Below are 14,431 nucleotides of genomic sequence, written 5' to 3'. Positions count from 1 at the left end.
CGATACTGTGAGATGAAAATATTATATTAGCATTTAATTCCACCCCGGCAGTACTCTTACCGCAGACAAAACGCTTATTATCAGGAGTATTCATGCCCTATTTTTTGCTCAGTCTCGCGGCCTGTTTTTGGGGCGGGAATTATGTTGTCGGTCATATACTGGTGGCACATGCTGACCCGATTATATTATCCGCCGCACGCTGGATATTTACGGCCCTTCTCTTATCTTTGCTTTATATAAGACAAATTCGCGCCCAGTGGCCGATGATGATAAAGGCGAGCGGCACGATTATTTTTCTTGCGCTGTGCGGCCAGGTTCTGTTCCCACTCACGCTGTATATCGGCTTGCAATATACCTCATCACTTAACGCGGCTATTTATTTATCAACGACACCGGCGCTGGTTTTATTGATAAATAAGCTCGTATTTAAAGAAAAAATATCGACACAGAATATTGTCGGGGTGGTTCTCAGTTCGCTGGGCGTCGTCTGGCTGGTAATGCAGGGCGATCTTCTGCATCTGGATACGCTTAAGAACCTGAATCGCGGCGATATCTGGACCATGGGTTCTGCCGCCAGCTGGGCGGTTTATTGTGCCTTCTTGCGGATGAAACCGCGTAACGTGGGGGGAAATGCCTTTGTCGCGGTAAGCGCAGTTTTCGGCACACTGGTGCTACTACCGGTACTGGCGATATCGGTAATGAATACCGGCTTACCTGACTGGAGAGCCTATACCGCTCCGGGCTTTTTGAGCGGCCTGCTATACCTGGTGGTGTTTCCTTCCTGGCTCTCTTACCTGCTGTGGAATAAAGGCATTGCGGCTATCGGAGCAACCCGCGGGGAGATTTATTCCCACCTCATTCCGCTGAGCGGCGGTTTATTCAGCGTGATGTTCCTGCACGTTACGTTGCATTCGTATCATCTGATCAGTACGGTATTGATTCTGTGTGGCATTGCGCTCTGTTCTCGCGCCTCACAAAGCAAAGATATGAAGGACGAACGCGCAGACGGAAAGATACAGATATGAAAAAGGCCCACGTTATAAATAACGTGGGCCTGAATAGTGGCGGAACGGACGGGACTCGAACCCGCGACCCCCTGCGTGACAGGCAGGTATTCTAACCGACTGAACTACCGCTCCACTGTTCCCGCTGGGGGAACGAGGCGCATATTACGGTTTGCCTCCGGACTCGTCAACGCTTTTTCTCACGTTTTGAATCGTTTGCTGCAAAATTCACCCAAACGATGATTTTACAGGCATTCTGGCCCTTTTTCAGGCCCGCCACATGCAGCTTCCGCCTTTCTTCTGCACTAAATCAAGACGGGATTCATGGTTAAGTAACTCTTCATCACTGGCTAAAACCACCCGCAAACGACTGGCCTGGCGAACAACACGTTGAATCCCCGCTTCCCCCTGCGTCTGCTGGGATTCATTTTCCATGCTGAACTTCATGGACGTCTGACCACCGGTCATCGCCAGGTAGACATCCGCCAGGATCTGGGCATCGAGCAATGCGCCGTGCAGCGTTCGCTTGGTGTTATCTATTTCATAGCGAGAACAGAGCGCATCCAGGCTGTTACGCTTGCCAGGAAACATTTTCCTCGCCAGCGCCAGGCTATCGGTCACCTTACAGAACGTGTTCGTTTTCGGAATATCACGATGGAGCTTACTGAACTCATAGTCCATAAAGCCGATATCGAACGACGCGTTGTGAATGATAAGCTCGGCGCCTTTGATATATTCCAGAAACTCATCTGCCACTTCCGCGAAGGTCGGTTTATCCAGCAAGAACTCATCGGCGATACCGTGCACGCCGAACGCTTCTGGGTCCACCAGTCGGTCGGGTTTGAGGTAGACATGGAAGTTGTTCCCCGTAAGACGACGGTTCACCACTTCAACGGCACCGATCTCGATGATCTTGTGCCCTTCGTAGTGCGCGCCGATCTGGTTCATACCGGTGGTTTCGGTATCGAGGACAATCTGGCGAGTAATTGCAGTGCTCATAGCGGTCATTTATGTCAGACTTATCGTTTAACTGAACGTTTCAAATACAGGAAGTCTACCAGAGATGCGTAAACAGGTAGAAATTTTCACCGATGGATCTTGCCTCGGCAACCCAGGGCCTGGCGGTTATGGCGCGATTATGCGCTATCGTGAGCATGAAAAAACTTTTAGCGAAGGCTATTTTCTGACCACCAACAACCGCATGGAGTTGATGGCCGCCATTGTGGCGCTGGAAGCGCTAAAAGAACACTGCGATGTGGTGTTGAGCACTGACAGTCAGTACGTACGCCAGGGGATCACCCAGTGGATCCACAACTGGAAAAAACGCGGCTGGAAAACGGCAGATAAAAAGCCGGTCAAAAACGTCGATCTCTGGAAACGTCTTGATGCTGCGCTGGGCCAGCACGAGATTAAATGGGAATGGGTTAAAGGTCACGCAGGCCACCCCGAAAACGAACGATGTGACGAACTGGCACGGGCAGCAGCATCCAACCCCGCTCATGAAGACACAGGCTATCAGCCCGAATCCTGATCAGGGTTTTCTGTACTGTCGCGTGGCGCCCACGGTCTGGCGAATGGGCGATTTCGATTTACTCTGCTTCATCGGATTAAGCGTAAGGGGGATGGTTCGCTTACGCGCGACAATAAACTGCATGCAGCCTAATGCCGGCAGATGGGTGCTCAGAACAACGCCCCCCTGCCGCGCCCAGGGAAGTACCTGAAAACCGCCCGAGCAGAGCACCTCAAAATTCAGCAGTGAAAGCCAGTCAAGCTGGCGCATCATCGTGAACATCCTGCTGTTATACGGCGGTGTCCGGCGAAGCACCGGAACCAGCTTGCGCAGCCCCATCAGACTCAGCGGATTGAACCCGCTGAGTATCAGCCAGCCATCATCAATCAGGACGCGGTCGGCCTCGCGCAGCAGGCGATGAGGATCGCTGCACCAGGGCAACGTGTGTGTCAGCAGGCAGGCATCAACGGACTTTTCCGCAAACGGCAGATGTAAAGGATCCGCTTTCACCTGAACCGGCGATGCGCCAAGAGAGACATTAACCTGATGTGAGATAGCGCAGCTTTCGGTATTGATTTCCGCGCTGAGATTGCCAATCTTAAGCAAGTGAAAACCATACATTTTCGCGAGCCAGGGTTTAAGCTGCTGTTCCAGGTTCTCGCGATAGTATTCACCCCAGGGCAATTCGGCCCAACGTTCAGGTGCCGGGACAATCTGAGGTATCCTTGCCGGTTTCATCAACACACCCACCACGCTATAAGAGGTAATTTATGAATCTTATCAGTATTTCCGCCTTTCAGGACAATTACATCTGGGTTTTAGTCGATGACGAGCGTCGGTGCGTCATTGTCGATCCTGGAGAATCGGCTCCTGTATCAGATGCGATAAAAGAGAACGGCTGGCAACCAGAGGCCATCCTTCTGACCCATCATCATAACGATCACACCGGCGGCGTTGCTTACCTTCGTGCCCAATTCCCGCATCTGGTGGTTTACGGACCGGCAGAGACACAAGATAAGGGAACAACGCAGGTAGTCGAAGAAGGTGAAAATATCCTCATACGCGAGTGGGAGTTTTCTGTATTTGCTACACCAGGTCACACTTTGGGACATCTTTGTTTCTACAGCAAACCTTATCTTTTTTGCGGCGACACGCTGTTCTCCGGCGGCTGTGGAAGACTTTTTGAGGGCACCCCAGCCCAGATGTACCAGTCATTACAGAAGATTAGCGCATTACCTGACGATACCCTTATTTGTTGCGCACATGAGTATACATTAGGAAATATGAAGTTTGCGGCGAGCATCTTGCCAGAGGATCGGGCGATTCAAGATTATTATCACAAAGTGAAGGAGTTACGTGCAAAAAACCAAAAAACACTCCCCGTAATTCTGAAAAATGAGCGTAAAACTAATTTATTTTTACGAACAGATGATATTGATTTAATTGATGAAATTAACAAAGAAACAAATTTGTCACAACCAGAACAACGATTTGCATGGTTAAGGTCAAAGAAAGATAACTTCAGATAATTGCGGGTTGCCTTTTCAAAATTTCGCCGTTATCATCGCTCGTCTTTTAAGCAACTATTGACACACACATGAAGGCAAAAGCGATATTACTCGCCTCTGTCCTGCTTGTAGGTTGCCAGTCGCAGAACGGCAGCAACGTACAACAGCACGCACAGAGCCTTTCTGCAGCTGGTCAAGGGGAAGCAGGGAAGTTTACAAGTTCAGCGCGATGGATGGACGATGGGACGTCTTTCGCACAGGATGAAGACTTGTGGACCTCTATTGGCGACGAGCTAAAGATGGGAATTCCGGAAAACAACCGGATTCGCGAACAGAAGCAAAAGTATTTAAGAAATAAGAGCTATCTCCACGATGTAACTTTACGGGCAGAGCCGTATATGTACTGGATAGCCGGGCAAGTTAAGAAACGTAACATGCCGATGGAGCTGGTACTCCTACCCATAGTGGAGAGCGCTTTTGACCCACACGCGACGTCTGGCGCCAATGCCGCAGGCATTTGGCAGATCATTCCGAGCACCGGGCGAAACTATGGTTTGAAACAGACCCGCAACTATGATGCGCGTCGTGATGTTGTCGCTTCAACGACAGCCGCTCTCGACATGATGGAACGTCTTAATAAGATGTTCGACGGCGACTGGCTGTTAACGGTCGCAGCGTATAACAGTGGCGAAGGTCGTGTACTGAAGGCAATGAAAGCGAATAAAGCACGGGGTAAATCCACCGATTTTTGGTCGCTCTCACTGCCACAGGAAACGAAGATTTACGTACCGAAAATGCTGGCATTGAGTGATATTCTCAAGAACAGCAAGCGTTACGGTGTACAACTGCCAACACCAGACGAAAGTCGTGCACTGGCGCGTGTTCGCCTCAGCAATCCGGTTGATATTCAACAGGTTGCTGATATGACGGGTATGTCGGTAAGTAAACTGAAAACCTTTAATGCTGGCGTTAAAGGCTCAACGCTGGGGGCCAGTGGTCCGCAGTATGTAATGGTTCCGCAGAAACATGCTGAGCAGTTACGTGAGTCTTTAGCATCGGGTGAAATTGCCGCTGTTCAGTCAACACTGATCGCGGATGCATCATCCGTGAACAGCCGCAGCTATAAGGTTCGGTCAGGTGATACGCTTTCGGGCATTGCCTCACGTCTTGGCGTGACGGCAAACGATCTTCAGCAGTGGAATAATCTGCGCAGCTCAGGCCTGAAAGTGGGTCAGACTCTGACGGTGGGTGCAGGTAACAGTGCACAGCGTCTCGCCAGCAACAGCGATAGCATTACCTATCGTGTGCGTAAAGGTGATTCACTGTCCAGTATCGCAAAACGACACGGCGTAAATATCAAGGATGTGATGCGCTGGAACAATGATACTGACAATCTGAAACCAGGCGACCAGCTAACGTTGTTTGTGAAAAACAGCGCCACGCCAGACTCCTGATGACACGACCTAACGATAAAAAGGCACCGATTCCCCTCGGTGCCTTTTTTCTTTACGCTGCTTTTTGCGCTTCAGCCATGATGGTATCGCTGGTGAATGATCCATCATCCTGCAATTCAAAGTACGCCTTCACTTCCGCCGACGCGCTATCCTGATACAACCGAATGGCCTGGCTTAACGCTTCCGGCGTGCGCATACGGGCAATCCACGAGCTGAACTCCAGCGGCAAGCGGTCCGTTATCAATGCACGTGTGATCAGCCCCGCTTCAGTAATCAGCGCTAACCACTCCCCGCTGGAGTAGTTTTGCACATGCGAGGTGTCGCGCAGCGCTTCAACCGTTTGCAGCCAGATATTACGCACCGGATGTCCCGGCGACATCACATCCATAATGATAAAGACCCCGCCCGGCTTCAGAACGCGTTTAACTTCACGTAATGCCTGGCCGACATCATGCCAGTGATGCGCAGAATAACGGCTGATAACAACTTCAAACGAGGCATCTTCAAAGGGTAAGGATTCGGCATAGCCCTGGCGCGTTGCGATGTTGTTCAGCCCTTTGGCTTTTGCGGCCTCTGCAACCACCTCCAGCATCTGACTGGATAAATCATAGGCCGTGACCTGCGCCACCTGCTGTGCTGCCGTGAAGCTGGCATGCCCGGCACCACAGCCTAAGTCCAGAACGTGCGCGTGCGGCACTGCCGCCAGGCGTTCACCGAGACGGACCAGATCACGGCCAGACGCGTGCACGGCACTGCTCAGATAAGCATTTGCCTGGGAGCCAAACTGTTTTTCTACGTTGTCATGATGGGAGTGTGTTGTTGTCATCGTACTGTCCTTTTGTTGTTTAAAATAAAGGGCAGCACCCGAATGGCCTGCCCCACGGCAGACCTGACATACCATTATTTATCAGGTTTGCCGGGACTAAATTCAACGAGTAGAGGATTGTGATCGGAGGCACGCGTCACCAGAACAGAGGCGTCGTGAACGTTCAGACCACGATAGAAGACAAAATCGAGAGGACGGCCAAACGCTTTCTTGCGCTGGTCATCGCTAAAACGAACTTCACGCAGCGACATTTCGCGTGCAAAGCGATACAGCGCATTCATGCGTGGACGGCTCCAGGCATTAAAATCCCCGGCCATAATGATGGGCCCGCTGTGATGGGCGATCTGATCACCGATCGGAAGTAACTGCTTACTATATACATCCACGCCCAGGCTGAAGTTGACCGCGTGGATATTCACAACCATCAGCATGCGCGTGTCCGGCAGTGGGTAGACCGTTACCAGCGCCGATTTCGCCAGACGCAGAATCGGCTCGCGTTCGCGCAGCGGGCAGCAATAGACCGGATGAGCCGAAGAGAGAGTCATCACGCCAGAAGGATGTTGCGGCAAGACAAACGCGGGGACCTGGTCAGCAGCAAGGTAGTGAGTCGTAGCAAACCTTACCAGCTCGGGGGTGGTTTGCGCCTCCTGCAACAGCACCAGATGGGCGTCTTTCCCAAAATTCTTGAGTACCGATAACCACTCAGCGCGCTGTTGTTTAAAGATGTTCCACACCAGCACCCGGATTTTTTCATCGCTGCTTAAGGGTGTCCCGGCAGGTAATGCCTGACTTATGCTCGCAAACGACCCCGGAGGCAAGATCCTCTCCGCGGGCATTCCGGCAACATAACGCATGGCATAAGTATTTTTTCGCACTTTTGGAAACGGCCTCTGTAACATGAACCAGCCCGGAAAACGGACTGGTTCTAATGTTATAGGGACTTTAGGTTACACTTTCAACGCAATTTCAGATAAACCGCTTTCCAGTTTTGTAAGCAAGCACTTACTGATGTTATCCCAGCACTACACGAGCGGGTTTATCAAGGCGTCCACTCAGGCTAATCAGCAGGAAAGCGACCAGAACAATCACCGCACCAATCCATGGCGTTTGGGTTAATCCGAAATGTTCAACGGTTTGCCCACCAATGATGGAACCCAGCGCAATCCCAATATTGAACGCGGCAATATTCAGGCCCGATGAGACATCTACCGCGTTGGGTGTATAAAGTTCGGCTTTTTGTACCACGTAAACCTGCAGGCCTGGCACGTTACCAAAGGCGAAGATCCCCATCACCATTACCGTTATCAGCGCGGCGTATTGCATCGATGCCGTGAACTGGAAAATCATCAGCAGAACAACCAGTGCTACGAAGATAAACTTCAGGGCCGGCACTGCACCATGTTTGTCCGCAAGCTTCCCTCCCCAGATATTACCGATGGCGACGGAGATACCATACCCCAGCAAAATCCAGCTCACTGCACTGGGTGAGAAGCCTGCCAGGTCCTGCATCATCGGAGCCAGGAAGGTGAAAGCCGTGAATACCCCTCCATAGCCGAGCGCTGTGACGGCGTAGATGATCAGCAAACGCGGATGCGTGAGTACCTTCAGCTGATCGCTCAGGCTGGCACTCGCACGTCCTGCAATAGTCGACGGTACCAACAGCAGGCTGGCAACCAGGGCAATCACCCCCAGTAAAGAGACGGCAAGGAAGGTTTCGCGCCAGCCAAAGTGCTGTCCGATAAACGTTCCTAACGGTACACCCGTGACAAGAGCTACAGTCAGACCACCGAACATAATCGCGATGGCGGATGCTGCTTTCTCTTTTGGTACCAGGCTGGTTGCAATAGTTGAACCAATGGAGAAGAACACACCGTGAGCGAGACCGGTCAGCAGCCGGGCAATCACCAGCGTGGTGTAGTCCGGCGCCTGCCAGGCCAGAATATTGCCAGCGGTGAATAACACCATCAGCGCAACCAACAGCGGCTTACGCGGGAAACGTCCCGTCAACGCGGTCAGGACGGGGGCGCCGATGGCAACCCCGAGCGCATAGATAGAAACCAACAGGCCGGCAGAGGGCAGCGAGATTGAAAGCTGGTTAGCTATCGTAGGCACCAGTCCTACGATAACAAATTCGGTCGTGCCAATTGCAAAGGCACTGATCGTCAGGGCAAGTAGCGCCAGTGGCATAAATAACTCCATATCATCAGGATTAAGATGACAGGCAGTATGCGCCAGTGCTTAAATAACAAAAATGGTCAAAATATCAATAGAATTTTGCAGGTGGTGCAACAATGAAAGCAACGTCGGAAGAGCTGACAATTTTTGTCGCCGTCGTCGAAAGCGGCAGTTTTAGCCGTGCGGCCGAGCAGCTGGGGCAGGCTAATTCAGCCATCAGCCGCTCGGTGAAAAAACTGGAGATGAAGCTCGGCGTCAGTCTTCTCAACCGAACGACGCGTCAGCTGAGCCTGACGGAGGAAGGCGAGCGTTACTTCCGCCGTGTGCAGTCCGTCCTGCAGGAGATGGCGGCGGCAGAAACAGAGATTATGGAAACCCGTAGTACGCCGCGCGGATTGCTGCGCATTGATGCGGCAACACCAGTTGTTCTTCATTTTCTGATGCCGCTGATCAAGCCTTTCCGCGAACGCTATCCGGAGATGACGCTCTCGTTAGTTTCCTCAGAGACGTTTATCAATCTCATCGAGCGGAAAGTGGATGTGGCGATCCGGGCCGGCACGCTGACCGACTCGAGCTTGCGGGCCCGCCCTCTTTTTGCCAGCTACCGCAAGATAGTCGCATCACCGCAATACATCGCAGAGCATGGCAAACCAGAGACGGTTGAAAAGCTGAATCAGCACCTGTGCCTGGGCTTCACGGAGCCCGTATCGCTGAACACCTGGCCTGTGGCCTGTCATGATGGTCAACTGCATGAAATCACCAGTGGGTTATCGTCCAACAGTGGAGAAACGCTGAAGCAGCTTTGCCTCGAAGGGAATGGGATCGCCTGTTTGTCGGACTATATGATTGATAAAGAAATTGCACGCGGTGAGCTTGTAGAGCTGATGGCAGATAAACGTCTGCCTGTGGAGATGCCTTTTAGTGCAGTTTATTACAGTGACAGAGCGGTAAGTACGCGCATACGCGCCTTTATCGATTTCCTGAGCGAACATATAAAAACAGCTCCCGGGGGAGCTGTGTGAGGGTTTCAGGCTACAGAGGAAAGGGTCAATATTAATCCCAGTCAGGTGCCAAACCTTCAGGGCTGACCAGACGATCGTTGCATTCCAGGGCAGCGATCGCTTTTTTGTCTTCGTCGTCCAGCTGGAGATCCCTCGCTAACAGGTTGCTGGCCAGGTTTTCACGTCGGGTTGAAGAGGGGATCACGGCGTAACCTTCACCCATCGCCCATGCCAGAATCACCTGTGCAGCCGTTGCGCTATGTTTCTCTGCGATACGATTAATCACGTCATCTTTCAGTGCTTTACCGTAGGCCAGGGTCATATATGAGGTGATGTGGATGCCGTGCTGTTTTGCCCAGTCCACGACTTTGCGGTTTTGCAGGTAGGGAGAGAGTTCAATCTGATTGGTTGCAATGTTTTCTGCCCCCACGGCGGCAATGGCTTTTTCCATCAGCGGGATGGTGAAATTAGAAATACCTATTTCACGCGTTAAGCCCTGCTCTTTCGCTTCAAGCAATGCCTGCATGAACTCCTCGACTGACACGGCATCGTTCGGTGATGGCCAGTGGATCAACGTCAGATCCACATAGTCGGTACGCAGTTTTTCCAGGCTCTCTTTCAGGCTGGGGATCAATTTGTCTTTGCTGAGGTTTTCAGTCCAGATTTTGGTGGTGATGAAAAGCTCGCTGCGCGCTACGCCGCTCTCTTCGATAGCCTGACCAACGGCAGCTTCGTTATCATAAATCTGCGCCGTATCAATTGCGCGATAGCCAAGCTCAAGTGCAGTTTTAACAGATGCGATAACAACGTCGTCTTTCAGGCGGAAAGTGCCCAGACCCAGTGCAGGGATAGTCATGTAATCCTCGTTATTCATAATGATTGTTAACTGAGGAGGATTATCGCTGCTGCCGTTATGCAGAAAAAGAGTGTTTAACGCAGAGGATTTTTGCTGATTTGGCAATAATGATACGACAGATATGAAAAAAGCCCTGAGCGTTAACTCAGGGCTTTTAATAAGTGGCGGAACGGACGGGACTCGAACCCGCGACCCCCTGCGTGACAGGCAGGTATTCTAACCGACTGAACTACCGCTCCACCGAAGACTGCTGTAACCACCGGATTTATGCACCGGCTTACTACGTAATTTGATGCCTGGCAGTTCCCTACTCTCACATGGGGAGACCCCACACTACCATCGGCGCTACGGCGTTTCACTTCTGAGTTCGGCATGGGGTCAGGTGGGACCACCGCGCTAAAGCCGCCAGGCAAATTCTGTTATCTGTATCAGCTGAAAATCGTCTCTCATCGCCAAAACATCTTCGGCGTTGTAAGGTTAAGCCTCACGGTTCATTAGTATCGGTTAGCTCAACGCATCGCTGCGCTTACACACCCGACCTATCAACGTCGTAGTCTTCAACGTTCCTTCAGGAGACTTAAAGTCTCAGGGAGAACTCATCTCGGGGCAAGTTTCGTGCTTAGATGCTTTCAGCACTTATCTCTTCCGCATTTAGCTACCGGGCAGTGCCATTGGCATGACAACCCGAACACCAGTGATGCGTCCACTCCGGTCCTCTCGTACTAGGAGCAGCCCCCCTCAATTCTCCAGCGCCCACGGCAGATAGGGACCGAACTGTCTCACGACGTTCTAAACCCAGCTCGCGTACCACTTTAAATGGCGAACAGCCATACCCTTGGGACCTACTTCAGCCCCAGGATGTGATGAGCCGACATCGAGGTGCCAAACACCGCCGTCGATATGAACTCTTGGGCGGTATCAGCCTGTTATCCCCGGAGTACCTTTTATCCGTTGAGCGATGGCCCTTCCATTCAGAACCACCGGATCACTATGACCTGCTTTCGCACCTGCTCGAGCCGTCACTCTCGCAGTCAAGCTAGCTTATGCCATTGCACTAACCTCCTGATGTCCGACCAGGATTAGCTAACCTTCGTGCTCCTCCGTTACTCTTTGGGAGGAGACCGCCCCAGTCAAACTACCCACCAGACACTGTCCGCAACCCGGATCACGGGTCTACGTTAGAACACCAGCCATTAAAGGGTGGTATTTCAAGGTTGGCTCCACGCAGACTGGCGTCCACGCTTCAAAGCCTCCCACCTATCCTACACATCAAGGACCAGTGTTCAGTGTCAAGCTATAGTAAAGGTTCACGGGGTCTTTCCGTCTTGCCGCGGGTACACTGCATCTTCACAGCGAGTTCAATTTCACTGAGTCTCGGGTGGAGACAGCCTGGCCATCATTACGCCATTCGTGCAGGTCGGAACTTACCCGACAAGGAATTTCGCTACCTTAGGACCGTTATAGTTACGGCCGCCGTTTACCGGGGCTTCGATCAAGAGCTTCGCGTTACCGCTAACCCCATCAATTAACCTTCCGGCACCGGGCAGGCGTCACACCGTATACGTCCACTTTCGTGTTTGCACAGTGCTGTGTTTTTAATAAACAGTTGCAGCCAGCTGGTATCTTCGACTGATTTCAGCTCCACCCGCAGGGGCTTCACCTACATATCAGCGTGCCTTCTCCCGAAGTTACGGCACCATTTTGCCTAGTTCCTTCACCCGAGTTCTCTCAAGCGCCTTGGTATTCTCTACCTGACCACCTGTGTCGGTTTGGGGTACGATTTGATGTTACCTGATGCTTAGAGGCTTTTCCTGGAAGCAGGGCATTTGTTACTTCAGCACCGTAGTGCCTCGTCATCACACCTCAGCGTTAACAAGGAACCGGATTTACCTGGAACCTCCGCCTACATGCTTAAACCGGGACAACCGTCGCCCGGCTAACATAGCCTTCTCCGTCCCCCCTTCGCAGTAACACCAAGTACAGGAATATTAACCTGTTTCCCATCGACTACGCCTTTCGGCCTCGCCTTAGGGGTCGACTCACCCTGCCCCGATTAACGTTGGACAGGAACCCTTGGTCTTCCGGCGAGCGGGCTTTTCACCCGCTTTATCGTTACTTATGTCAGCATTCGCACTTCTGATACCTCCAGCACCCCTCACAGGACACCTTCAACGGCTTACAGAACGCTCCCCTACCCAACAACGCATAAGCGTCGCTGCCGCAGCTTCGGTGCATGGTTTAGCCCCGTTACATCTTCCGCGCAGGCCGACTCGACCAGTGAGCTATTACGCTTTCTTTAAATGATGGCTGCTTCTAAGCCAACATCCTGGCTGTCTGTGCCTTCCCACATCGTTTCCCACTTAACCATGACTTTGGGACCTTAGCTGGCGGTCTGGGTTGTTTCCCTCTTCACGACGGACGTTAGCACCCGCCGTGTGTCTCCCGTGATAACATTCTTCGGTATTCGTAGTTTGCATCGGGTTGGTAAGCCGGGATGGCCCCCTAGCCGAAACAGTGCTCTACCCCCGAAGATGAGTTCACGAGGCGCTACCTAAATAGCTTTCGGGGAGAACCAGCTATCTCCCGGTTTGATTGGCCTTTCACCCCCAGCCACAAGTCATCCGCTAATTTTTCAACATTAGTCGGTTCGGTCCTCCAGTTAGTGTTACCCAACCTTCAACCTGCCCATGGCTAGATCACCGGGTTTCGGGTCTATACCCTGCAACTTAACGCCCAGTTAAGACTCGGTTTCCCTTCGGCTCCCCTATACGGTTAACCTTGCTACAGAATATAAGTCGCTGACCCATTATACAAAAGGTACGCAGTCACCCCATAAAAGAGGCTCCCACTGCTTGTACGTACACGGTTTCAGGTTCTTTTTCACTCCCCTCGCCGGGGTTCTTTTCGCCTTTCCCTCACGGTACTGGTTCACTATCGGTCAGTCAGGAGTATTTAGCCTTGGAGGATGGTCCCCCCATATTCAGACAGGATACCACGTGTCCCGCCCTACTCTTCGAGTTCACAGCCTGTGTGCTTTCGTGTACGGGACTTTCACCCTGTACCGTGCGACTTTCCAGACGCTTCCACTAACACACAAGCTGATTCAGACTCTGGGCTGCTCCCCGTTCGCTCGCCGCTACTGGGGGAATCTCGGTTGATTTCTTTTCCTCGGGGTACTTAGATGTTTCAGTTCCCCCGGTTCGCCTCGTTAACCTATGTATTCAGTTAACGATAGTGTGTCGGAACACACTGGGTTTCCCCATTCGGACATCGCCGGGTCAAAGGTTCATATCACCTCGCCGGCGCTTTTCGCAGATTAGCACGTCCTTCATCGCCTCTGACTGCCAGGGCATCCACCGTGTACGCTTAGTCGCTTAACCTCACAACCCGAAGATGTTTCTTTCGATTCATCACCGGTTTGCGAAAATTTGAGAGACTCGAACACACATTAACTGTGTGTCGTTTCAATTTTCAGCTTGATCCAGATTTTTAAAGAGCAAAACTTCGCAGTGCACCTTTTCAGGTTCACTCTGAAGTTTTCTTGTTTTCGCAGTAAAAGATGGTGGAGCTATGCGGGATCGAACCGCAGACCTCCTGCGTGCAAAGCAGGCGCTCTCCCAGCTGAGCTATAGCCCCATCGTATGACCAACCTCTTCAAATCTGCATGACAGATTTGGTAGGCCTGAGTGGACTTGAACCACCGACCTCACCCTTATCAGGGGTGCGCTCTAACCACCTGAGCTACAAGCCTGTAGAGGTTTTTTACTGCTGTTTTTCATCAGACAATCTGTGTGAGCACTACAAAGGCAGGTTCTTTAAGGTAAGGAGGTGATCCAACCGCAGGTTCCCCTACGGTTACCTTGTTACGACTTCACCCCAGTCATGAATCACAAAGTGGTAAGCGCCCTCCCGAAGGTTAAGCTACCTACTTCTTTTGCAACCCACTCCCATGGTGTGACGGGCGGTGTGTACAAGGCCCGGGAACGTATTCACCGTAGCATTCTGATCTACGATTACTAGCGATTCCGACTTCATGGAGTCGAGTTGCAGACTCCAATCCGGACTACGACGCACTTTATGAGGTCCGCTTGCTCTCG

General features: G+C 51.8%; 11 protein-coding genes, 4 tRNA genes, 2 rRNA genes and 1 other annotated feature. Of the genes, 5 read left to right on the top strand and 12 right to left on the bottom strand.

Annotated features, from left to right (window positions below; translation table 11 throughout):
- The first annotated feature begins 92 nt into the window (after positions 1-92).
- Entirely contained in the window at positions 93-1,025 is a 933-nt protein-coding gene (locus tag BH714_RS00090; protein ID WP_040016725.1) for a DMT family transporter, read from the top strand.
- A gap of 37 nt (positions 1,026-1,062) precedes the next feature.
- Here the strand turns inward: BH714_RS00090 and BH714_RS00085 are convergent.
- Both BH714_RS00085 and dnaQ read right to left on the bottom strand, forming a co-directional pair.
- Positions 1,063-1,139 (bottom strand) — tRNA-Asp (locus BH714_RS00085).
- 132 nt (positions 1,140-1,271) lie between these two features.
- Positions 1,272-2,003 carry a DNA polymerase III subunit epsilon gene (dnaQ, locus tag BH714_RS00080; protein ID WP_032677465.1) on the bottom strand — a complete coding sequence of 244 codons (732 nt, stop codon included), beginning with the start codon at positions 2,001-2,003 and terminating at the stop codon, positions 1,272-1,274.
- A gap of 64 nt (positions 2,004-2,067) precedes the next feature.
- Between dnaQ and rnhA the strand changes: the two genes are divergently transcribed.
- On the top strand, positions 2,068-2,535 hold the full coding sequence (rnhA, locus tag BH714_RS00075; RefSeq protein ID WP_014168741.1) for a ribonuclease HI: 468 nt from the start codon (positions 2,068-2,070) through the stop codon (positions 2,533-2,535).
- Here the strand turns inward: rnhA and BH714_RS00070 are convergent, their stop codons facing one another.
- Positions 2,536-3,252: a class I SAM-dependent methyltransferase gene (locus tag BH714_RS00070; protein WP_032681618.1), complete on the bottom strand. Its 717-nt coding sequence runs from the start codon at positions 3,250-3,252 to the stop codon at positions 2,536-2,538.
- A gap of 32 nt (positions 3,253-3,284) precedes the next feature.
- Here BH714_RS00070 and gloB point away from each other — a divergent pair, with 32 nt between their 5' ends.
- Positions 3,285-4,043, top strand: a complete 759-nt coding sequence (gene gloB / locus BH714_RS00065) for a hydroxyacylglutathione hydrolase (protein WP_040016724.1) — start codon at positions 3,285-3,287, stop codon at positions 4,041-4,043.
- A 68-nt stretch (positions 4,044-4,111) separates the two neighbouring features.
- Positions 4,112-5,476, top strand: coding sequence for a murein transglycosylase D (gene mltD / locus BH714_RS00060; protein ID WP_014168738.1), 1,365 nt, complete (start codon positions 4,112-4,114; stop codon positions 5,474-5,476).
- Between the two features lie 52 nt (positions 5,477-5,528).
- Here mltD and BH714_RS00055 read toward each other — a convergent pair whose 3' ends face one another.
- The 3 genes from BH714_RS00055 to BH714_RS00045 all read right to left on the bottom strand — a co-directional run bounded on the left by BH714_RS00055 (position 5,529) and on the right by BH714_RS00045 (position 8,489).
- Complete coding sequence (locus BH714_RS00055; protein ID WP_025205127.1) at positions 5,529-6,302, bottom strand: class I SAM-dependent methyltransferase; 774 nt, start codon at positions 6,300-6,302, stop codon at positions 5,529-5,531.
- Positions 6,303-6,376: 74 nt separating this feature from the next.
- On the bottom strand, positions 6,377-7,177 hold the full coding sequence (locus tag BH714_RS00050; protein WP_025205128.1) for an endonuclease/exonuclease/phosphatase family protein: 801 nt from the start codon (positions 7,175-7,177) through the stop codon (positions 6,377-6,379).
- A gap of 136 nt (positions 7,178-7,313) precedes the next feature.
- Positions 7,314-8,489, bottom strand: a complete 1,176-nt coding sequence (locus BH714_RS00045; protein WP_040016722.1) for an MFS transporter — start codon at positions 8,487-8,489, stop codon at positions 7,314-7,316.
- A 104-nt stretch (positions 8,490-8,593) separates the two neighbouring features.
- On the opposite strand from BH714_RS00045, the gene yafC reads away from it, so the two are divergent.
- A complete protein-coding gene (yafC, locus tag BH714_RS00040) occupies positions 8,594-9,499 on the top strand; it encodes a DNA-binding transcriptional regulator YafC (protein ID WP_040016721.1) in 906 nt (301 codons plus the stop codon).
- 31 nt (positions 9,500-9,530) lie between these two features.
- On the opposite strand, the gene dkgB is transcribed toward yafC, so the two are convergent.
- From dkgB to BH714_RS00010, 6 genes are all read right to left on the bottom strand, one after another.
- Positions 9,531-10,334: a 2,5-didehydrogluconate reductase DkgB gene (dkgB, locus tag BH714_RS00035; RefSeq protein WP_032679648.1), complete on the bottom strand. Its 804-nt coding sequence runs from the start codon at positions 10,332-10,334 to the stop codon at positions 9,531-9,533.
- Positions 10,335-10,496: 162 nt separating this feature from the next.
- Positions 10,497-10,573 (bottom strand) — tRNA-Asp (locus tag BH714_RS00030).
- Between the two features lie 55 nt (positions 10,574-10,628).
- Positions 10,629-10,744 (bottom strand): 5S ribosomal RNA (rrf, locus tag BH714_RS00025).
- A 63-nt stretch (positions 10,745-10,807) separates the two neighbouring features.
- Positions 10,808-13,714: ribosomal RNA gene (locus tag BH714_RS00020) — 23S ribosomal RNA — on the bottom strand.
- 180 nt (positions 13,715-13,894) lie between these two features.
- Positions 13,895-13,970 (bottom strand) — tRNA-Ala (locus tag BH714_RS00015).
- Positions 13,971-14,008: 38 nt separating this feature from the next.
- Positions 14,009-14,085 (bottom strand) — tRNA-Ile (locus tag BH714_RS00010).
- 70 nt (positions 14,086-14,155) lie between these two features.
- Positions 14,156-14,431: a sequence feature (16S ribosomal RNA rRNA prediction is too short), on the bottom strand.

It is taken from the genome of Enterobacter ludwigii (assembly GCF_001750725.1).
In the GTDB taxonomy this organism is placed as follows: Bacteria; Pseudomonadota; Gammaproteobacteria; order Enterobacterales; family Enterobacteriaceae; genus Enterobacter; species Enterobacter ludwigii.
Note: the sequence above shows the minus strand (reverse complement) of the source record. Positions and strands in the feature narration are given on the sequence as shown.

What these genes read in the sequence shown, in the direction of transcription:
- rnhA (WP_014168741.1), top strand. Translation starts at nt 2,068, where the DNA reads ATGCGTAAACAGGTAGAAATTTTCACCGATGGATCTTGCCTCGGCAAC.
- mltD (WP_014168738.1), top strand. Translation starts at nt 4,112, where the DNA reads ATGAAGGCAAAAGCGATATTACTCGCCTCTGTCCTGCTTGTAGGTTGC.
- yafC (WP_040016721.1), top strand. Translation starts at nt 8,594, where the DNA reads ATGAAAGCAACGTCGGAAGAGCTGACAATTTTTGTCGCCGTCGTCGAA.
- gloB (WP_040016724.1), top strand. Translation starts at nt 3,285, where the DNA reads ATGAATCTTATCAGTATTTCCGCCTTTCAGGACAATTACATCTGGGTT.
- BH714_RS00070 (WP_032681618.1), bottom strand. Translation starts at nt 3,252, where the DNA reads ATGAAACCGGCAAGGATACCTCAGATTGTCCCGGCACCTGAACGTTGG.
- BH714_RS00055 (WP_025205127.1), bottom strand. Translation starts at nt 6,302, where the DNA reads ATGACAACAACACACTCCCATCATGACAACGTAGAAAAACAGTTTGGC.
- dnaQ (WP_032677465.1), bottom strand. Translation starts at nt 2,003, where the DNA reads ATGAGCACTGCAATTACTCGCCAGATTGTCCTCGATACCGAAACCACC.
- BH714_RS00045 (WP_040016722.1), bottom strand. Translation starts at nt 8,489, where the DNA reads ATGCCACTGGCGCTACTTGCCCTGACGATCAGTGCCTTTGCAATTGGC.
- BH714_RS00090 (WP_040016725.1), top strand. Translation starts at nt 93, where the DNA reads ATGCCCTATTTTTTGCTCAGTCTCGCGGCCTGTTTTTGGGGCGGGAAT.
- dkgB (WP_032679648.1), bottom strand. Translation starts at nt 10,334, where the DNA reads ATGACTATCCCTGCACTGGGTCTGGGCACTTTCCGCCTGAAAGACGAC.